This is a genomic window from Pseudomonas sp. NPDC090203, assembly GCF_044746765.1.
GTDB lineage: Bacteria > Pseudomonadota > Gammaproteobacteria > Pseudomonadales > Pseudomonadaceae > Aquipseudomonas > Aquipseudomonas putida_AD.
Genome location: NZ_JBIVCV010000010.1, coordinates 213,802 through 230,677, shown reverse-complemented (window position 1 = coordinate 230,677; position 16,876 = coordinate 213,802). Strand labels below are relative to the sequence as shown.

Annotated in this window: 21 protein-coding genes; 4 read left to right on the top strand and 17 right to left on the bottom strand. The window is 62.1% G+C overall.

Translation table 11 applies throughout. The features are described from left to right. Positions 1-95: 95 nt before the first annotated feature. The 9 genes from ACIPO9_RS18810 to ACIPO9_RS18770 form a co-directional block, all read right to left on the bottom strand. Positions 96-419, bottom strand: coding sequence for a DUF3392 domain-containing protein (locus tag ACIPO9_RS18810; RefSeq protein ID WP_062385487.1), 324 nt, complete (start codon positions 417-419; stop codon positions 96-98). A gap of 20 nt (positions 420-439) precedes the next feature. Further along, positions 440-1,654 carry a radical SAM family heme chaperone HemW gene (gene hemW, locus ACIPO9_RS18805; RefSeq protein WP_400782724.1) on the bottom strand — a complete coding sequence of 405 codons (1,215 nt, stop codon included), beginning with the start codon at positions 1,652-1,654 and terminating at the stop codon, positions 440-442. Next, positions 1,651-2,259 carry an RdgB/HAM1 family non-canonical purine NTP pyrophosphatase gene (rdgB, locus tag ACIPO9_RS18800; protein WP_274131664.1) on the bottom strand — a complete coding sequence of 203 codons (609 nt, stop codon included), beginning with the start codon at positions 2,257-2,259 and terminating at the stop codon, positions 1,651-1,653. Before rdgB ends, hemW begins: the two co-directional genes overlap by 4 nt. Beyond that, entirely contained in the window at positions 2,256-2,702 is a 447-nt protein-coding gene (locus tag ACIPO9_RS18795) for a DUF4426 domain-containing protein (RefSeq protein ID WP_400782722.1), read from the bottom strand. The genes rdgB and ACIPO9_RS18795 overlap by 4 nt, the downstream gene beginning before the upstream one ends. Positions 2,703-2,725: 23 nt before the next feature. Further along, positions 2,726-3,346, bottom strand: a complete 621-nt coding sequence (metW, locus tag ACIPO9_RS18790) for a methionine biosynthesis protein MetW (protein WP_274131662.1) — start codon at positions 3,344-3,346, stop codon at positions 2,726-2,728. Between the two features lie 7 nt (positions 3,347-3,353). Further along, entirely contained in the window at positions 3,354-4,493 is a 1,140-nt protein-coding gene (locus ACIPO9_RS18785) for a homoserine O-acetyltransferase (RefSeq protein ID WP_274131661.1), read from the bottom strand. A gap of 204 nt (positions 4,494-4,697) precedes the next feature. Further along, positions 4,698-5,288 carry a YggT family protein gene (locus ACIPO9_RS18780; RefSeq protein WP_400782720.1) on the bottom strand — a complete coding sequence of 197 codons (591 nt, stop codon included), beginning with the start codon at positions 5,286-5,288 and terminating at the stop codon, positions 4,698-4,700. A gap of 10 nt (positions 5,289-5,298) precedes the next feature. Continuing rightward, entirely contained in the window at positions 5,299-6,117 is an 819-nt protein-coding gene (gene proC / locus ACIPO9_RS18775) for a pyrroline-5-carboxylate reductase (protein WP_400782718.1), read from the bottom strand. A 24-nt stretch (positions 6,118-6,141) separates the two neighbouring features. Further along, positions 6,142-6,828 carry a YggS family pyridoxal phosphate-dependent enzyme gene (locus tag ACIPO9_RS18770; RefSeq protein ID WP_400782717.1) on the bottom strand — a complete coding sequence of 229 codons (687 nt, stop codon included), beginning with the start codon at positions 6,826-6,828 and terminating at the stop codon, positions 6,142-6,144. Between the two features lie 54 nt (positions 6,829-6,882). On the opposite strand from ACIPO9_RS18770, the gene ACIPO9_RS18765 reads away from it, so the two are divergent. Continuing rightward, complete coding sequence (locus ACIPO9_RS18765; RefSeq protein ID WP_274131653.1) at positions 6,883-7,917, top strand: type IV pilus twitching motility protein PilT; 1,035 nt, start codon at positions 6,883-6,885, stop codon at positions 7,915-7,917. 122 nt (positions 7,918-8,039) lie between these two features. Here ACIPO9_RS18765 and ACIPO9_RS18760 read toward each other — a convergent pair whose 3' ends face one another. Next, positions 8,040-8,771 (bottom strand): C40 family peptidase, encoded by a 732-nt coding sequence (locus ACIPO9_RS18760; RefSeq protein WP_400782715.1) that lies wholly within the window; start codon positions 8,769-8,771, stop codon positions 8,040-8,042. A 250-nt stretch (positions 8,772-9,021) separates the two neighbouring features. Here ACIPO9_RS18760 and ACIPO9_RS18755 point away from each other — a divergent pair, with 250 nt between their 5' ends. Further along, positions 9,022-9,441, top strand: coding sequence for an NINE protein (locus tag ACIPO9_RS18755; RefSeq protein ID WP_400608700.1), 420 nt, complete (start codon positions 9,022-9,024; stop codon positions 9,439-9,441). 150 nt (positions 9,442-9,591) lie between these two features. Here ACIPO9_RS18755 and ACIPO9_RS18750 read toward each other — a convergent pair whose 3' ends face one another. From ACIPO9_RS18750 to gshB, 7 genes are all read right to left on the bottom strand, one after another. Continuing rightward, positions 9,592-10,863, bottom strand: a complete 1,272-nt coding sequence (locus tag ACIPO9_RS18750; protein WP_400782712.1) for a dihydroorotase — start codon at positions 10,861-10,863, stop codon at positions 9,592-9,594. Next, positions 10,860-11,864, bottom strand: a complete 1,005-nt coding sequence (locus tag ACIPO9_RS18745; RefSeq protein WP_400782710.1) for an aspartate carbamoyltransferase catalytic subunit — start codon at positions 11,862-11,864, stop codon at positions 10,860-10,862. The genes ACIPO9_RS18750 and ACIPO9_RS18745 overlap by 4 nt, the downstream gene beginning before the upstream one ends. A 12-nt stretch (positions 11,865-11,876) precedes the next feature. After that, on the bottom strand, positions 11,877-12,398 hold the full coding sequence (gene pyrR, locus ACIPO9_RS18740) for a bifunctional pyr operon transcriptional regulator/uracil phosphoribosyltransferase PyrR (RefSeq protein ID WP_274131647.1): 522 nt from the start codon (positions 12,396-12,398) through the stop codon (positions 11,877-11,879). Between the two features lie 78 nt (positions 12,399-12,476). Then, positions 12,477-12,917 carry a Holliday junction resolvase RuvX gene (ruvX, locus tag ACIPO9_RS18735; RefSeq protein WP_274131646.1) on the bottom strand — a complete coding sequence of 147 codons (441 nt, stop codon included), beginning with the start codon at positions 12,915-12,917 and terminating at the stop codon, positions 12,477-12,479. Beyond that, a complete protein-coding gene (locus ACIPO9_RS18730; RefSeq protein ID WP_400782708.1) occupies positions 12,917-13,486 on the bottom strand; it encodes a YqgE/AlgH family protein in 570 nt (189 codons plus the stop codon). Before ACIPO9_RS18730 ends, ruvX begins: the two co-directional genes overlap by 1 nt. A 219-nt stretch (positions 13,487-13,705) precedes the next feature. Further along, positions 13,706-14,608, bottom strand: coding sequence for an energy transducer TonB (locus tag ACIPO9_RS18725; RefSeq protein ID WP_274131642.1), 903 nt, complete (start codon positions 14,606-14,608; stop codon positions 13,706-13,708). A 243-nt stretch (positions 14,609-14,851) separates the two neighbouring features. Then, the gene (gshB, locus tag ACIPO9_RS18720; RefSeq protein ID WP_400782706.1) at positions 14,852-15,805 is read right to left on the bottom strand and encodes a glutathione synthase; all 954 of its coding nucleotides are present in this window, start codon (positions 15,803-15,805) and stop codon (positions 14,852-14,854) included. Positions 15,806-16,048: 243 nt separating this feature from the next. Between gshB and pilG the strand changes: the two genes are divergently transcribed. Further along, complete coding sequence (pilG, locus tag ACIPO9_RS18715; RefSeq protein ID WP_274131639.1) at positions 16,049-16,459, top strand: twitching motility response regulator PilG; 411 nt, start codon at positions 16,049-16,051, stop codon at positions 16,457-16,459. Between the two features lie 42 nt (positions 16,460-16,501). Then, entirely contained in the window at positions 16,502-16,867 is a 366-nt protein-coding gene (gene pilH / locus ACIPO9_RS18710) for a twitching motility response regulator PilH (protein ID WP_002551739.1), read from the top strand. Positions 16,868-16,876: the final 9 nt, after the last annotated feature.

Genomic DNA, 16,876 nt, shown 5'->3' with positions numbered 1-16,876 from the left:
GAGCGCGCTTGCCCGCGACGACGGCGTATCAGTAACGATTACGTCGCTGACACACCGCAGTCGCGGGCAAGCGCGCTCCTACAACGTGTCGTAGGTCACTTGCGGTCGGCGACGACGCCGATCAGCACCAGCACCACCAGCAACACCGGCGCCAGGCTGTAGTTGTTGAACTGGCTCAGGCCGCGCACCACCCAGGGTGTGGCGTAGATCAGCGCCGCGCCGCTGCCGATGGTGCACAGCAAGGCCATGACCGGTACGCGCAAGGCGCCGGCAAAGCTGCTCAGGCGACCTTCGATCCAGCCCTTGATGTCCGCGCCGAACAGGATCAGCAGACAGCCCACCAACGCCAGGGCGATTTCCGACAGGTTGCTGCGGCTCCAGCGTGAGACGGTGGCCAGCAGGTCGAGTACGAGATCCATTCAGGGTCCTTAGTTAAGCCTTAAAGAAGAAAGTCCTGCAGCAGGTCATTGAGGAACAGTTGACCGCGGGCAGTGGCGACCAGTCGCGTTTCATCGGCTTCCAGCAGGCCCCGTTGTTCAGCCTGGCGACGGGCGCTGGCCAGCGAATCGAGGCTTAGACCGGTGCGGCGGGCAAATAATGCAGCGTCCACGCCTTTTGTCAGGCGCAAGGCGTTCATCAGGAATTCAAAGGGCATTTCGTCCAGCGGCAACAGCTTCTCGCCGGCCTGGAAGGGCTTGGCCGGGTTGAGGTAATCCTTTGGTAGGCGGGTCTTCCAGGTGCGCACGATGCGCCCGTCCGGATGGCTGAGCTTGCCGTGGGCGCCCGCGCCGATGCCGATGAAGTCGCCGAAGCTCCAGTAATTGAGGTTATGCCGTGCAGCGCGGCCTGGCTGGGCGTAGGCCGAGACTTCGTACTGGGCGTAGCCGTTTTCCCGCAGCAGCGTCTGACCGGCCTCCTGGATGTCCCAGAGGATGTCGTCTTCGGGCAGGGTCGGCGGCTGATTCCAGAACACGGTGTTCGGCTCCAGCGTCAGTTGATACCAGGACAGGTGCGTCGGCGCCAGCGCGATGGCCTGGCGCAGGTCGCCCAGTGCATCCTCTTGGGACTGATCCGGCAGGCCGTGCATCAGATCCAGATTGAAGTTATCGAAGCCCGCCTGGCGCGCCATGTCTGCTGCACGCACGGCTTCGTCGCCATTGTGGATGCGGCCGAGGGCCTTGAGCTTGGCTTCCTGGAAACTCTGGATGCCGATGGACAGCCGGTTGATACCCAGGCCCCGGTAGGCGCTGAACTTGACCTGCTCGAAGGTGCCGGGGTTGGCTTCCAGAGTGATCTCGATGTCCGCTGCGAAGCGAATGCGCTGCTCCACGCCCTTGAGCAGCCGTCCGAGTGCATCGGCGCTGAACAGGCTTGGCGTACCGCCACCGAAGAAGATCGTGCTCAGTTCGCGGCCGTAGACGTGCTGCAGGTCCTGATCCAGATCTGCCAGCAGCGCGTCGACGTACTCCTGTTCCGGCAGGACTGCGCTGGCGGTGTGGGAGTTGAAGTCGCAGTACGGGCATTTGCGCACGCACCAAGGAATATGGATGTACAGCGACAGCGGGGGCAGCTCGGGCAACGGGCTTCTCGGCTGCTCGGAACTGAAACCGGCCGCGCCAAGGATCAGCGGCCGTGTGGTGGAATCCTGGGTCATGTCGATGCTGCATCCAACTGCAGACGCTGACGCAGGATGGCCATGGCGCGGGCGCGGTGGCTGATCTGGTTCTTGTCGGCAGGGGTCAGTTCGGCGCTGGACAGGTTGCGCTCCGGCACCCAGAACAACGGGTCGTAGCCGAAGCCGTGCTCGCCGCTGGCGGCCGTCAGGATGCGCCCGTGCCACAGGCCTTCGCAGAGGATCGGCAGCGGGTCGTCGGCATGCCGCACCAGCGCCAGGACGCAGACGAACTGCGCGCCACGTTGTTCTTCGGGCACATCCTTCAAGGCATCCAGCAGCTTGGCATTGTTGGCCGCATCGCCTTTACCGTCGGCGTAGCGCGCCGAATAGATGCCCGGTGCGCCGCCAAGAAAGTCCACCGCCAGCCCCGAGTCGTCGGCCAGTGCCGGCAGGCCGGAGATGCGCGCGGCGTTGCGCGCCTTGAGGATGGCGTTTTCGACGAACGACAGGCCGGTTTCTTCAGGCTCGACCGTGCTGAATTCGCCGATGGAGCGCAACTGGACGCTGCCGCCGAGCATGGCTTGCAGTTCCTTGAGTTTGCCGGCGTTGTGGCTGGCCAGTACGAGTTGGGGAAAATTCATCATTCGTCCGAGAAAATCTGTTGGTTAAAGCTCAGCGTGTGGATTTCGCCATCACCGGCTTTGACGTTGATCGTGAAGACGTAGGTCGCCGAAGTGTCAGGCTCCACCGCGAACTGCGCGATGTAGTTGACCGAGCTGTTTTCGCTGATCGGCCTGAAGGTCAGCGGCTTTTTCCGGCCCGTCAGGTCAGCGACCGAACCATCGACACTGGCGGTAACGGTCTTGCCGTCCCTAATCGCCGTGATGTTGATGACGCCCATGCCCTTGCTGCGGGTCAGGCCGTTCTGCTGGGCGATCTGCGGTTGCAGCACGCCCGAGGCGAAGGCGTTGTAGTGAACGATCAGGTCGCCGAACTGCTGTTGCCGGTTCGGGCTTGCGCTGTCGGCGGCCATCACCTGGGTGGCCAGCGTGAGCAGCACGCCAAGCAGTAAAGTCAGACGGCGCATGATCGTTCCTCCTGATATCGGGGTTACACGGCGATCTGGTGGTCCTGCAGGCTTGGGCTGCTGACGCGATAGATGCCGATCTCACCCAACAGATTAGGCCATAGCTTGCTTGCCCAGCCATGACGATGCTGTTGATCGACCGCCAGCCGATCAATGACCTTGGCCGAACGGCCCCGGCACAGCTCTTCGAAGTCGGCGAAGGTGCAGAAGTGGATGTTTGGCGTGTTGTACCAGGTGTACGGCAGGAACTCGGATACCGGCATCCGGCCCTTGCTCGCCAGGTACCAGCGGCAGCGCCAGTGGCCGAAGTTGGGGAAGGTGATGATGCACTGGCGACCCACGCGCAGCATTTCATCGAGGATCCGGTCAGGGTAGTGCACGGCTTGCAGCGCCTGGGTCATGACCACGATGTCGAAACTGTTGCTGGCGAAGTTGCCCAGGCCCTTGTCCAGGTCCTGCTCGATGACGTTGACGCCCCGTGCCACGCAGCGGGCAATATTGTCGGCGTCGTTTTCCAGGCCGTAGCCGGTCACTTGCTTGTTTTCCTGCAGCCAGGCCAGCAATTCGCCGTCGCCGCAGCCGAGGTCGAGCACGCGGCTGCCTGCCGGTATCCAGTCTTGGATGATTTCCAGGTCGGCTCTCATGGTGTCCTCAGAGTGCAATTCGGTTCATGTAGCTGGAGAAAGCCTGCAGGTAGCGCGGGATCGGCATCAGGAAGGCGTCGTGGCCCTGTGGAGCGTCGATTTCCAGGTAGCAGACGTCTTTCTTGGCGGCCATCAGCGCGTCCACCAGCTCACGGGAGCGGGCCGGGGAGAAGCGCCAGTCGGTGGTGAACGACATCACGCAGAACTTGGCCGAGACCTTGGCGAAGGTGGCCGCCAGATCGTCGTTGAAGCTGGCAGCGGGGTCGAAGTAGTCCAGTGCCTTGGTCATCAGCAGGTAGGTGTTGGCGTCGAAACGCCCGGAGAACTCTTCACCCTGGTAGCGCAGGTAGCTTTCGACCTGGAACTCGACACTGTGGAAGTCGTAGTTGAGGTTTTCGTTCTTCAGGCCACGGCCGAATTTCTCGCCCATGGAGTCATCGGACAGATAGGTGATGTGCCCGACCATGCGCGCCAGCATCAGCCCGCGCTTGGGGATCACGCCTTGTTCCTGGAACGAGCCGCCGTGGAACTCGGGGTCGGTGAGGATGGCCTGGCGGGCGACTTCGTTGAAGGCGATGTTCTGCGCCGAGAGCTTGGGCGCCGAGGCGATTGCCAGGCAATGACGCACGCGGTCCGGGTAGGTCATGGTCCATTGCAGCGCCTGCATGCCGCCCAGGCTGCCGCCGACGATGGCGGCCCATTGCATGATGCCCAGGCGGTCGGCCAGGCGCGCCTGGCTGTGCACCCAGTCTTCGACGGTCAGCACCGGGAAGTTGGCGCCGAATGGCTTGCCGGTTTCCGGGTTGATGCTGCTCGGGCCGGTAGAGCCATTGCAGCCGCCGAGGTTGTTCAGGCTCACGACAAAGAATTTGTTGGTGTCGATCGGCTTGCCGGGGCCGATGCAGCTGTCCCACCAGCCCGGCTTGCGGTCCTCGCTGCTGTGGTAGCCAGCGGCGTGGTGATGGCCGGACAAGGCGTGACAGATCAGCACCGCGTTGCTCTTGGCAGCGTTGAGTTGACCGTAGGTTTCATAGATGAGGTCGTAGGCCGCCAGCGAGCGACCGCAGGCCAGCGCCAGAGGCTCGCTGAAATGCGCCGTTTGCGGCGTGACTAGACCGACAGAATCTTCGGGAAACACCGTGGACATCGACCCTGCTCTCATTGAAATGAGGCGTAAGTCTAAAGATCGGGCGGGGTAGCGGCAACAAAGTAAATCGTTGAGCGGGCTTTTGATTCTGCCCGCAGGGCGTAGGAGCGCGCTTGCCCGCGATGGCGTCAGATCCGGACCGAGGTATCGTCTGATCCACCGTCATCGCGAGCAAGCTCACTCCTACAGGGGTGGGGGCGGGATTTAGATCAACCGCCACAACTCCGGGGGCATGCCGACGGACGAGGCCAACTCGGGCATCACGTACGACTGCACCACCTGGATCGCCAGGAAGGCGAAGATCGGCGAAATATCCAGGCCGCCCAGGTTGGGAATGATCCGGCGAAACGGCGCCAGCACCGGTTCGCTGATCTGCCAGGCCAGTTCCGCCGCCGGGTTGTGCGTGCCCGGCGCGATCCAGGACACGATCACCATGATGATCATCGCCACCCAGAAGATTTTCAGCAGCAGGGAAACGATCCCCAGCAGCGACCAGATCATCAGGTGCGGCACGTCGCCAATGGTGCCGTAGGTCATCATCAGCACGAAGGCCATCAGCAGCGCCTGAATGACGATCGCCAGCAGCAGGGATGAGGTATCCAGGCCCAGAACGCTCGGCACGATGCGCCGGATCGGCTTGAGCAGCGGCTGAGTCGCCTTGACCGTGAACTGGCTCAGCGGGTTGTAGAAGTTGGCCTTGACCAGTTGCAGCACGAAGCGCAGCAGGACGATGGTCAGGTACAGGCTGACCAGGGTCTGAATGACGAAAATCGTGGCGCCGGTGAGTGCATTCATGAATTGCTCCTTATTTGCCCAGCAGTTCGGCCAGTTCAGCCGAACGATGAGCGGCTGCGCCAAGCGCCTTTTCAACGATCGCTTCGAAACCGTCCGCCTGGAACGATTTGATCGCCGCTTCCGTGGTGCCCGCAGGCGAGGTCACGCGACGACGCAGCTCGGCCGCATCGACATCGCTGGTGGTGGCCATGCGCGCAGCACCCAGAGCCGTTTCCTGACTCAGTTGCTTGGCGACTTCGGGCGAAAGACCCAGCTTGACGCCGGCGGCGGTCATGGCTTCGATCAGCAGGAAGAAGTACGCAGGGCCGCTGCCCGATACGGCAGTCACGGCGTCAATCTGCGTTTCAGTGTCGACCCACAGGGCGATGCCCACAGCCGACAGCAGGGTTTCGGCCTGCTGGCGCTGGGCCGGGGTCACGTCGTCGGTGGCGTACAGCCCGCTCACGCCCTGGCGCAGCAGCGCCGGGGTGTTGGGCATGCAGCGCACCAGCGGCTGCTCGCCCAGCCAGGCTTTCATGCTGGCGCAGGTGATGCCCGCAGCAATCGAGACGATCAACTGGTTAGGCTTGAGCGCAGGTTTGAGCGCTTCGCAGACGGCCTTCATCATCTGCGGCTTGACGGCCAGCAGCACAACGTCCGCGCCTTCGATGGCTTCGGCGTTGTCGGCCACCACCTTGATGCCATGCTCGCGGGCCATGCGCTCGCGGGTTTCGGCACCCGGGTCGCTGGCGCGGATCAGTTCAGCGTCGACACCCTGGGCACGCATGCCGCCAATCAGGCTGGCAGCCATGTTTCCGGCACCGATAAACGCGATACGGGTCTTGCTCATGAAGGATTTCCTGTGAGGCAAAGGTTAAGGCTGCCCATAATCGCGGGCGCCGAAGAGGGCAGTGCCGATCCGGACCCAGGTCGCGCCTTGTGCGATGGCGGCCTCCAGGTCGTGGCTCATGCCCATGGAAAGCGTGTCGAGCGGCAGGTTCAATCGATCTTGCAAAGTGCGCACGGCCGCGAAGGCCGCGTTCTGTTCGTCGCCATTTTCGGTCGGCTCGGGAATTGCCATCAATCCGCGCAATCGCAGATTAGGCAGGGCGCTGATCGCCTGGGCCAGGGCCGGAAGGTCTTCAGGGGTGCAGCCGGACTTGCTGGCCTCGCCGCTGACGTTGACCTGAATGCAGATGTTCAGCGGTGGCAGCTCGGCGGGGCGTTGTTCGGACAGGCGTTGAGCGATTTTCAGACGATCCACTGAGTGCACCCAGGCAAAGTTCTCGGCGATGGCGCGAGTCTTGTTCGACTGGATGGGGCCGATGAAGTGCCAGATCAAGGGCAGGTCGCTCAACTCGGCCTGTTTGCCGAGGGCCTCCTGCAGGTAGTTCTCGCCAAAATCCCGCAATCCGGCGGCATGGGCTTCGCGCAGGTCACTGGCAGGTTTGGTCTTGCTCACGGCCAGCAGGCCGACGGATGCCGGATCGCGCTGTGCCGCTTGCGCCGCGTTACGAATTCGCTCTGCGAGCGTTGAAATGTTCTCTGCTATCGTGGACATTGATTTGCGCCAGCAGGGCTAAAGTCTGCGGCATTCTATGTGATGAGGAGCTGTATGGATATTACCGAGCTGCTTGCCTTCAGTGCCAAGCAAGGCGCGTCGGACTTACACCTCTCTGCCGGCCTGCCACCGATGATTCGTGTCGATGGCGATGTGAGGCGGATCAATCTGCCAGCGCTGGATCAGAAAGAAGTCCAGGCGCTGATTTACGACATCATGAACGACAAGCAGCGCAAGGATTTCGAAGAGGATCTGGAAACGGACTTCTCCTTCGAAGTGCCGGGCGTTGCGCGTTTCCGGGTCAACGCATTCAACCAGAATCGCGGCGCGGGTGCCGTGTTCCGGACCATTCCTTCGAAGGTCCTGAGCATGGAAGAGTTGGGCATGGGGGAGGTGTTTCGGAAGATTACCGACGTGCCCCGCGGGCTGGTGCTGGTGACCGGGCCGACCGGTTCCGGTAAATCGACGACCCTGGCGGCCATGGTCGATTACCTGAACGCCAACAAGCATCACCACATCCTGACCATCGAAGACCCGATCGAATTCGTTCACGAGTCCAAGAAGAGCCTGATCAACCAGCGTGAAGTGCACCGCGACACCCATGGCTTCGCCGAAGCCCTGCGTTCAGCGCTGCGTGAAGACCCGGACGTGATCCTGGTGGGCGAGCTGCGTGACCTGGAAACCATCCGCCTGGCGCTAACCGCCGCGGAAACCGGCCACCTGGTGTTCGGCACGCTGCACACCACGTCGGCGGCCAAGAGTATCGACCGGATCGTGGACGTGTTCCCGGCTCAGGAAAAATCGATGATCCGCTCGATGCTGTCCGAGTCGCTGCACGCCATCGTCTCCCAGGCGCTGCTCAAGAAGGTCGGCGGCGGTCGCGTGGCGGCCCACGAGATCATGATCGGCACCTCGGCGATCCGTAACCTGATCCGCGAGGACAAGGTGGCGCAGATGTACTCGTCGATCCAGACCGGCGGGGCGTTGGGCATGCAGACCCTGGACATGTGCCTGAAGGACTTGATTGCGAAAGGGCTGATTACCCGCGAGAGCGCTCGCGAGAAGGCGAAGACGCCGGATAATTTCTGATTGCGGCGCATTTGTAGGAGCGCGCTTGCCCGCGACGGCGATTTGTCTGGCAACTTCAATGTGCCTGATACGACGCTGTCGCGGGCAAGCGCGCTCCTACAATGTCGGTGTCGCCTGAGAACTCAGCGCTGTGCGATGCGCACGGTGCCTTTGTGGTTCGGCGCCTGCTTGGGCAGTACGCGCTTGGCAACCACGTAGTGGCTGTCCCAATACGGCTTCTTCAGCGTATCGATGGTCACCGACTTGCCACGACGCGGTGCGTGGACAAAGCGGTCGTCACCCAGGTAGATGGCGACGTGATTGACCTTGCGGCTCTTGATGTTGAAGAACAGCAGGTCACCCGGTTTCAGATCCTTGCGGTCCACTTTCTGCCCGTGGCCTTCGGCCATGGCGTTGGAGGTGCGCGGCAGATCCACTTCACTGACGTCGTTGAAGGCGTACTTCACCAGACCGCTGCAATCGAACCCTTTGGTTGGGCTGGTGCCGCCCCAACGATAAGGTGTGCCAATGGCTTTTACAGCGCGATTGACGACGTTGCTGCTCTGTTTGGTCCCCATCTGCGAAGGTGCAGCAAGGGCGACAGTGCTCTGCGAAATCTTGCGGGAACCCTTGGCGTTCTTGGCCTTGATTGCCCGGCTCTTTTTACTGGAAGTCTTGAGCGGCGTAGCCGTTTCCTCGAGTGCTTCCTGGGTGGTGGTATTGCTGGCTACCGTGGTTTCGGTGGTTTGCGAAGGATGACTTTTCGCAGTGAAACCGGAGAAGCTTGGGGGTAGCGTTTGCTCACGATTGGTGGCGTGGGCGGCCAGTGGCATAAAGAGACAAATAGTCAGCCATGTCTTTAAAAATGGACGCATTAGGCAGGGCTCATGTTGGTCAGCGCGCAACTTTATAACAGCTTTTGCACGCTTTCCGAGGCCATTTGTCGAACAATTTACTGCCCTTGCGGTCAGTTTTGACCCATAAACTGTCACATGCCTGTAGCCATCGCCTTGCAGAACAAGGGTTTGCGTGAAAGGCGAGAGGTTCAAGCCATACGTCGGAAGGCGGCACGAAAGTCACAAAAGTTACGCATATTTTTTTCTATCGCGGCAAATGAGGTACCCAATGAACACCTATCAGCATGACGTTCAACGCCCGGACACCCACAGCAAGATCATGGGGTATCTGCTGTGGATAGTCGGTTTCACCGGTTCCCACCGCTTCTATTACGGCAAGCCGGTGACCGGCACGATCTGGTTTTTCACCCTGGGATTGCTCGGCATCGGCTGGCTGATCGACCTGTTCCTGATCCCGTCGATGGATCGTGAGGCGGATCTGCGCTTCAACGCAGGCTCAACCGATTACAGCGTCGCCTGGATTCTGCTGACGTTTCTGGGCGTGTTTGGCGTGCACCGGATGTATCAGGGCAAGTGGATCACCGGGATCCTGTACCTGCTGACCGGCGGATTGGCGTTTCTGGGGGTGTTGTATGACTTCTGGACGCTCAATGATCAGGTGTCCATGAAGAACGCACAAAGCCGCTGACCGACCGCATAGGCTTGAACGGCGACGCCGGCCCGAACGACGCCGGCTTGTAGGAGCGCGCTTGCCCGCGACGGCGGTGTGTCAGCCATGCATGAATGGACTGAAACACCGCCGTCGCGGGCAAGCGCGCTCCTACAGGGTGGAAACAGATCACCCGATATAGCTGATTCGCCCATCCACAAAGGTGTACTTCACCGCGCCTGGCAGGCAGTGGCCCAGGAACGGGCAGTTTTCGCCCTTGGACAGCCACTTCTCGCCAGCCACGGTGGACGCCGCCGGGTCGAACAGCACCAGGTCCGCCGCCGCACCCGCCGCCAGTTGCCCGGTGGGCAGGCGCAGGGCCGAGGCTGGGCCGGAGCTCAAGCGCGCCAGCAATGTTGGCAGGTCCAGCAGGCCATCTTCCACCAGCGTCATGGCCAGCGGCAGCAACAGTTCCACGCTGCTGATCCCTGGCTCGGTGGCGCCGAACGGCGCCAGCTTGGCGTCACGCTCGTGGGGTTGGTGATGGCTGGAGATCGCTTGCACCACGCCCGACTTGACCGCCTCGCGCAGCGCATCGCGGTCGGCGCGGGTGCGCAGCGGCGGTTGCACGTGATAGAGGCTGGAGAAATCGATCAGCGCCTCGTCCGTCAGGATCAACTGATACAGCGCCACATCCGCTGTCACCTTCAGGCCGCGTGCCTGGGCCTGGGCGATCAGGGCCACGCCACGGGCGCTGGTCAATTGCGTGAAGTGGGCGCGCACGCCGCTTTGCTCAACCAGCAGCAGGTCCCGGGCCAGGGCCACGGTTTCCGCGGTTTCCGGGATGCCCGGCAGGCCGAGGAAGGCTGCCGTCGGGCCGTCATGGGCCAGGCCGCCGGCGGCCAGGTCAGCGTCCTGGGAGTTGAAGATCACCGTCAGGTCGAAGGTGGCGGCGTACTCCAGCGCACGGCACAGGGTGCGGTTGCTGCCGAAGTTCTGCAGGCCATTGGTGAAGGCCACGCAGCCAGCATCGCGCAGGGCGATCAGTTCGGCCAGTTGCTCGCCTTCCAGGCCCTTGCTCAGCGCGCCGATCGGGAACACCTTGCTGTGGCCGGCTTCGCGGGCGCGGTCAAGGATCAGTTCGGCAACCGCCGAGGTGTCCAGAACTGGCTTGGTGCGCGGCGGGCAGCACAGGCTGGTCACGCCACCGGCCGCTGCGGCGCGGGTTTCGCTGGCGATGCTGCCTTTGCGGCTGTAACCCGGCTCGCGCAGGGACACGTTCAGGTCGACCAGCCCGGGAGCGGCGATCAGGCCCTTGCCGTCGATGGTTTGCGATGGGGTGAAATCGGCAGGTGCCGCGCCCAGGGCGAGGATCTTGCCGGCTTCCAGATGAATGTCGAGGACCTGATCCAGACCGCTGACCGGATCGATGACGCGAGCGCCGAGGATGCTGAACTTCACTGGGCGTTCTCCTGCTCGAACTGACGTTGTGCGGTTTGGCCGCTCATGGCCATGGACAACACGGCCATGCGCACTGCGATGCCGTAGGTCACTTGATTGAGAATCACCGAGTGGGCGCCGTCGGCCACCGCTGATTCGATTTCCACGCCCCGGTTGATCGGGCCCGGGTGCATGACGATGGCGTCAGGCTTGGCGCCGGCAAGACGTGCGGTGGTCAGGCCGAACAGGCGGTAGAACTCGCCTTCGCTGGGCAGCAGGCCGCCCGACATGCGCTCGCGCTGCAGGCGCAGCATGATGACCACGTCCACGTCTTTCAGGCCCTCGTCCAGATCCGTATAAACCTTCACCCCGTACTGCTCGACGCCAATCGGCAGTAGGGTTTTCGGCGCGACCACGCGGATGTCCGGGCAACCCAGCGCCTTGAGCGCGATCATGTTCGAGCGTGCGACCCGCGAATGCAGGATGTCGCCGACGATGGCCACCGACAGGTTCTTGAAGTCGCCCTTGTGGCGGCGAATGGTCAGCATGTCGAGCATGCCCTGGGTCGGGTGCGCGTGGCGGCCGTCACCGCCGTTGATGATCGCCACCTGCGGGCAGACATGCTCGGCAATGAAGTGCGCCGCGCCGGAGTCGCCGTGACGCACCACGAACATGTCGGCGGCCATGGCTTCCAGGTTGCGCAGCGTGTCGAACAGGGTTTCGCCCTTGCTGGTCGAAGAGGTCGACACGTTCAGGGTGATGACATCCGCCGACAGCCGTTGCGCCGCCAGTTCGAAGGTGGTGCGGGTGCGCGTCGAGTTCTCGAAGAACACGTTGCACACGGTCTTGCCGCGCAGCAGCGGGACTTTCTTCACCGCCCGGGCGCCGACTTCAAGGAAGGAGTCGGCGGTGTCGAGGATTTCGGTGAGCAGTTCGCGGGGCAAACCGTCGAGCGAGAGGAAATGTTGCAGCTGACCCTGATGGTTCAGTTGCAGCGGGCGCTTGGCGTCGAGAGGCGTCATCGCAAAGGACTCTTAAAGGGCGGCGGAATCGGTGGAGAGGTCTTGCAGTTCAAGCGTCAGCGGCGTCGGGCCGGACAGCTTGACGCGCTCGTTGGGAGACAGGTCCAGCGTCGCCCCGGTCACATTTGGACGGATCGGCAGTTCGGCGGCGTCCAGGTCCAGCAGCGACACCAGGGTTACGCTGGCCGGGCGGCCATAGTCGAACAGCTCGTTGAGCGCGGCGCGAATGGTGCGGCCACTCATCAGCACGTCATCGATCAGCACCAGGTGCTGGCCTTCGATCTCGAATGGCAGTTCGGAAGGGCGCACTTGCGGATGCAGGCCGTTCTGGCTGAAGTCGTCGCGGTAGAACGATACGTCCAGCGTGCCCAGCGGCGACTGGCTGCCCAGCGCTTCAAGCAGAGCCTGTGCGACCCACACGCCACCTGTGCGAATGCCGATGAAGCGGGGTTCGCTGATGCCGCGTTTGTTCAGGTGCGCGTTCAGATCGATCGCCATCTGGCTGATCAGTTCGGCGGGGTTGGGCAGGGTCATGGTCGCTCCTTCAAGAGCCCCGCCGCGCAGGTTGCAGACGGCAGGGCTAAAACTCAGATTCGATGCAGTGTAAGGCGCTCAGGTGTCAAACAGTGCGCCGTTGGCTTCCAGCCAGCCTTGCAGCAACAGCGCTGCGGCGATGGCGTCCACCGGGTTGTCACGGTAAGTGCCGCGCTGACCGCCACGGGCCATGCGCTCGCCCTTGGCTTCGAAGGTGGTCAGGCGCTCGTCGTGGGTGTAGACCGGCAGGTTGAAGCGGCCATTGAGCTTGCGCGAGAACTTCTCGGCCCGTGCGCTCATTTCGCTGGGCGTGCCGTCCATGTTCAGGGGCAGGCCGACCACGATGGCGTCGGGCTTCCACTCGTTGATCAGGGCCTGGACCTTGTCCCAGTCGGGCACGCCGTTCTGAGCCTTGAGGGTGCACAGCTCGCGGGCCTGGCCGGTAATCACCTGGCCGACCGCTACGCCGATCTGTTTGGTGCCGTAGTCAAAACCCAGCAGCAGACGCAGTGCGGCCATCAGGCGTGACCCGCCTGGCTTGTGAGCAGGCTCAGGTTGATCCCCAGCTTGGCGGCGGCGGCATTCAGGCGCTGCTCGCTGTCCAGTTCGAACAGGATGGCCGGGTCAAAGGCGCAGTTCAGCCAGGCATTGGCGGCAAACTCCGCCTCCAACTGGCCTGCATCCCAGCCGGCGTAGCCCAGGGTGATCAGATTTTGATCAGGGCCGTAGCCGTCGGCGATGGAAAACAGGATGTCCTGGGAGGTCGACAGCGAGATGCCGCCCAGGTCCACAGTGGCCTGAAACACCTGGCCTGTGGGGTGAAGGACGAAGCCGCGATCCGTCTGGACGGGGCCGCCGACATGGATGGGAATGTGCTGGCAGCGCGATGGCGGCGGCAATTCCGGGCGAAGCTGCTCAAGGATGTCCGCCAGGGAGAGGCTTTGCGGTCGGTTGATGACCAGGCCCATGGCGCCATTGGCATTGTGCTCGACGATGTAGGTCAAGGTCTGGGCGAAGTTCTCATCGTGCATGTGGGGCATGGCGATCAGAAACTGATGCTTGAGGTAGGTCGCGGGTACGTTTTTCATGAGCCCTAGTGTGGCGCCGTGGGGCTGTTGTGACAACTGGCAGAACCGACCCGACGGTGGATAAATCGCGACGCGGGTCAGGTTTCATGTAGCAACACATAACCTGTAGGAGTGAGCTTGCCCGCGACCGCGATCTTTCTGGCAATTCGATGTGGCTGACACGACGCCGTCGCGGGCAAGCGCGCTCGTACGGGTGGGTGTCGCAAAGGCGCGTGTCGGTCAATTACTGGAAAGCTTGTCCCCGCGGGCGAATTTCCAGGTGCGGATGATTTCCAGGCGGTCGATGTCCGACAAGTCGCCGGTAAACGGCGCGAAGGGTGCGGCCAGCCGGACGATTCGCTGGGCGGCCTGGTCCAGCAACGGCTGGCCGGAAGATTCCAGCACCAGCACTTCATAGAGAGAGCCGTCGCGGTTGATCGACACCATCATCCGCAGGCTGCCGTAGATCTGCTGACGGCGGGCTTCTTCGGGGTAGTTGAGGTTGCCGATGCGCTCGATCTTCTTGCGCCAGTCTTCTTTATACCAGGCGCCTTTGTCGCGCATGGTCGAGGCGGCGCTCAGGCGGTGGATCTTCGGGCGCTTGGCGTAGGCCTGTTGCTCATCGGCCAGTTCGGCCTCAAGGCTTGCGATCTCGCTGTTGAGCTGGGTGCTGTCGAACGCGGGTGCAGCCTTTTTCGGCTCCTCGGGTTTGACTTCGTCACGCTTGGCGACAGTCTTCTGCGGCGCCTGGGCCTTGGTGGCGACGGCCGTCTTCGGCGCTTCCTGCTTGACCACCGGTTTGGCGGCGGGCGGAGGCGTCACCTTGTTGATCTTGGTGTCCTGGTAGGGCGCGATCTCGGTGGTCTTGGGCACCGCCTTCTTGTCGAGAGTGCCGCTGCCCTGCTGGTTTTCCTGGGCCAGGAAATCAGCGTCCTTGGGCTTCTTGTCGCTCTTGAAGGGCGCCAGGGTGATTTCCAGCGTCTGGCTGATCTTTTCTGGCTTCACGTAGGTGAAGCCCACGCCAAGGATCAATGCCAGGTGCACGAGGGCCGCGATCATCAGGGTAAAGCCCAGACGATCAGCCGGGCGCACGGAGGTACGGGTCAGGGCCATCGGGAGATCACTGTTGACCGCAGCGTTCATCGACGCTCCGGTATCGCATGAGCCAGCATTGCAAAAAACCACCCTGGGGCGAAATTCAGGCCGCGCATGATAACGCAATGTTCGTAGGGACTTTCGCTTTGATGCGTGTTGGCCGATTAATGGGCAGCCAGCCGCCACAACAACTGTAGGAGCGCGCTTGCCCGCGACCGCGATCTGTCTATGACATCATTGCCATCTGACACACCGCCATCGCGGGCAAGCGCGCTCCTACAGTGTCGGAGCTCAGCGCGCCTTGAGCTTCTTCTCGATCGCATCCATCAGCAACCCGCCGATATCCGTGCCGAACGCATTGTCGATCTCGCGGATGCAGGTCGGGCTGGTGACGTTGATTTCGGTCAGGTGCTCGCCGATCACGTCCAGGCCTACGAACAGCAGGCCTTTTTCCCGCAGGGTCGGGCCGATCTCGTTGGCGATCCAGCGGTCGCGTTCGCTCAAGGGGCGGGCTTCGCCACGGCCACCGGCAGCCAGGTTGCCACGGGTCTCGCCGGCAGCCGGAATACGCGCCAGGCAATACGGCACAGGCTCGCCATCGACCATCAGGATGCGTTTGTCGCCGTCCTTGATCGCTGGCAGGTAAGCCTGGGCCATGATCTGGTGGGCGCCGTTGACGGTCAGGGTTTCGAGCATCACCGACAGGTTCGGGTCTTCGGCGCGATGGCGGAAGATCGAGGTGCCGCCCATGCCGTCCAGTGGCTTGTAGATCACATCGCCATGTTCGGCGGCAAAAGCACGCAGGATATCGGCGCGGCGGCTCACCAGCGTCGGCGGGGTGCAGTGCGGGAACTGGGTGGCGAAGAGCTTCTCGTTGCAGTCGCGCAGGCTCTGCGGCTTGTTGACGATCAGGGTGCCGGCGCGCTCGGCCTGTTCCAGCAGGTAGGTCGTGTAGATGAAGTCCATGTCGAACGGAGGATCCTTGCGCATCAGGATCACGTCCAGGTCATCCAGGCCGTTGTCGATTTCGGCTTCGAATTCGAACCAGTGCTCAGGGTCGGCGAAGACCTTCAAAGGCTTCATGCGGGCGCGGGCCTGGCCTGCGACCTGATACAAGTCCTGCTGCTCCATGTAGAACAGCGACCAGCCGCGCGCTTGCGCTGCCAGGAGCATGGCCAGCGAGCTGTCCTTTTTATAGGAGATGCGCTCGATGGGGTCCATGACAATTCCAACGCGAACGCTCATGGGCAATATCCTCTGATCGGTAATGGCCCTGCGGGCCTGAAAATACGCGTCAGGGTGGCGCTGCGCAGCCTTGGGGTCAAGGGGCAAGAGTGGCGCATATGCTTTATGGAATGCGTCACGGGAGTGTGCTAAAAAGGCTCGTCATCCAGCGCGATGCCAGTTGTCATACAGCGATCCGAACCGAACCACGCGCCAGGCCGAAGGCCAACCCGTCTGAATCGCCTGAGCGATGGTAGAGCAGATATGGAACAGCATTCAGCCCCATTGAAAGTGATGATTATCGACGATTCGCGCACGATTCGTCGCACCGCCGAGACCCTGTTGAAGAACGCAGGCTGTGAAGTGATCACCGCGGTCGATGGTTTCGACGCGTTGGCCAAGATTGCCGATAATCACCCGAGAATCATTTTTGTCGACATCATGATGCCCAGGCTGGACGGGTATCAGACGTGTGCGTTAATCAAGAACAACCGGGCATTCAAGTCTACGCCGGTGATCATGTTGTCCTCCAAAGACGGCCTGTTCGACAAGGCCAAGGGCCGTATCGTGGGGTCTGATCAGTTTTTGACCAAGCCGTTCAGCAGGGAAGAACTGCTCAGCGCAATCAAGGCGCATGTGCCGGAGTTCGTTGCGGTAGAACAACAACTATCTTGATGCCGACCTCGCACGGGGCGGCTGTTTGTATGGGGAAGCACCATGGCTCGAATTCTGATCGTCGATGATTCGCCGACCGAAATGTACAAGCTGACCGGCATGCTGGAAAAGCACGGCCATGAAGTCCTCAAGGCTGAAAACGGTGCCGATGGCGTGGCGCTGGCCCGCCAGGAAAAACCCGACGCGGTATTGATGGACATCGTCATGCCTGGCCTCAACGGCTTCCAGGCGACCCGCCAGCTGACCAAGGACGCCGACACCAACATGATCCCGGTGATCATGATCACCACCAAGGATCAGGAAACCGACAAGGTCTGGGGCAAGCGCCAGGGCGCGCGGGATTACCTGACCAAGCCTGTGGACGAAGAAACCCTGATGAAAACCCTGAACGCGGTTCTGGCAGGCTAAGGCCGGCTG

What these genes read in the sequence shown, in the direction of transcription:
- ACIPO9_RS18810 (WP_062385487.1), bottom strand. Translation starts at nt 419, where the DNA reads ATGGATCTCGTACTCGACCTGCTGGCCACCGTCTCACGCTGGAGCCGC.
- hemW (WP_400782724.1), bottom strand. Translation starts at nt 1,654, where the DNA reads ATGACCCAGGATTCCACCACACGGCCGCTGATCCTTGGCGCGGCCGGT.
- rdgB (WP_274131664.1), bottom strand. Translation starts at nt 2,259, where the DNA reads ATGATGAATTTTCCCCAACTCGTACTGGCCAGCCACAACGCCGGCAAA.
- ACIPO9_RS18795 (WP_400782722.1), bottom strand. Translation starts at nt 2,702, where the DNA reads ATGCGCCGTCTGACTTTACTGCTTGGCGTGCTGCTCACGCTGGCCACC.
- metW (WP_274131662.1), bottom strand. Translation starts at nt 3,346, where the DNA reads ATGAGAGCCGACCTGGAAATCATCCAAGACTGGATACCGGCAGGCAGC.
- ACIPO9_RS18785 (WP_274131661.1), bottom strand. Translation starts at nt 4,493, where the DNA reads ATGTCCACGGTGTTTCCCGAAGATTCTGTCGGTCTAGTCACGCCGCAA.
- ACIPO9_RS18780 (WP_400782720.1), bottom strand. Translation starts at nt 5,288, where the DNA reads ATGAATGCACTCACCGGCGCCACGATTTTCGTCATTCAGACCCTGGTC.
- proC (WP_400782718.1), bottom strand. Translation starts at nt 6,117, where the DNA reads ATGAGCAAGACCCGTATCGCGTTTATCGGTGCCGGAAACATGGCTGCC.
- ACIPO9_RS18770 (WP_400782717.1), bottom strand. Translation starts at nt 6,828, where the DNA reads ATGTCCACGATAGCAGAGAACATTTCAACGCTCGCAGAGCGAATTCGT.
- ACIPO9_RS18765 (WP_274131653.1), top strand. Translation starts at nt 6,883, where the DNA reads ATGGATATTACCGAGCTGCTTGCCTTCAGTGCCAAGCAAGGCGCGTCG.
- ACIPO9_RS18760 (WP_400782715.1), bottom strand. Translation starts at nt 8,771, where the DNA reads ATGCGTCCATTTTTAAAGACATGGCTGACTATTTGTCTCTTTATGCCA.
- ACIPO9_RS18755 (WP_400608700.1), top strand. Translation starts at nt 9,022, where the DNA reads ATGAACACCTATCAGCATGACGTTCAACGCCCGGACACCCACAGCAAG.
- ACIPO9_RS18745 (WP_400782710.1), bottom strand. Translation starts at nt 11,864, where the DNA reads ATGACGCCTCTCGACGCCAAGCGCCCGCTGCAACTGAACCATCAGGGT.
- pyrR (WP_274131647.1), bottom strand. Translation starts at nt 12,398, where the DNA reads ATGACCCTGCCCAACCCCGCCGAACTGATCAGCCAGATGGCGATCGAT.
- ruvX (WP_274131646.1), bottom strand. Translation starts at nt 12,917, where the DNA reads ATGGCCGCACTGCGTCTGCTGCTGGGTTTTGACTACGGCACCAAACAG.
- ACIPO9_RS18730 (WP_400782708.1), bottom strand. Translation starts at nt 13,486, where the DNA reads ATGAAAAACGTACCCGCGACCTACCTCAAGCATCAGTTTCTGATCGCC.
- ACIPO9_RS18725 (WP_274131642.1), bottom strand. Translation starts at nt 14,608, where the DNA reads ATGAACGCTGCGGTCAACAGTGATCTCCCGATGGCCCTGACCCGTACC.
- gshB (WP_400782706.1), bottom strand. Translation starts at nt 15,805, where the DNA reads ATGAGCGTTCGCGTTGGAATTGTCATGGACCCCATCGAGCGCATCTCC.
- pilG (WP_274131639.1), top strand. Translation starts at nt 16,049, where the DNA reads ATGGAACAGCATTCAGCCCCATTGAAAGTGATGATTATCGACGATTCG.
- pilH (WP_002551739.1), top strand. Translation starts at nt 16,502, where the DNA reads ATGGCTCGAATTCTGATCGTCGATGATTCGCCGACCGAAATGTACAAG.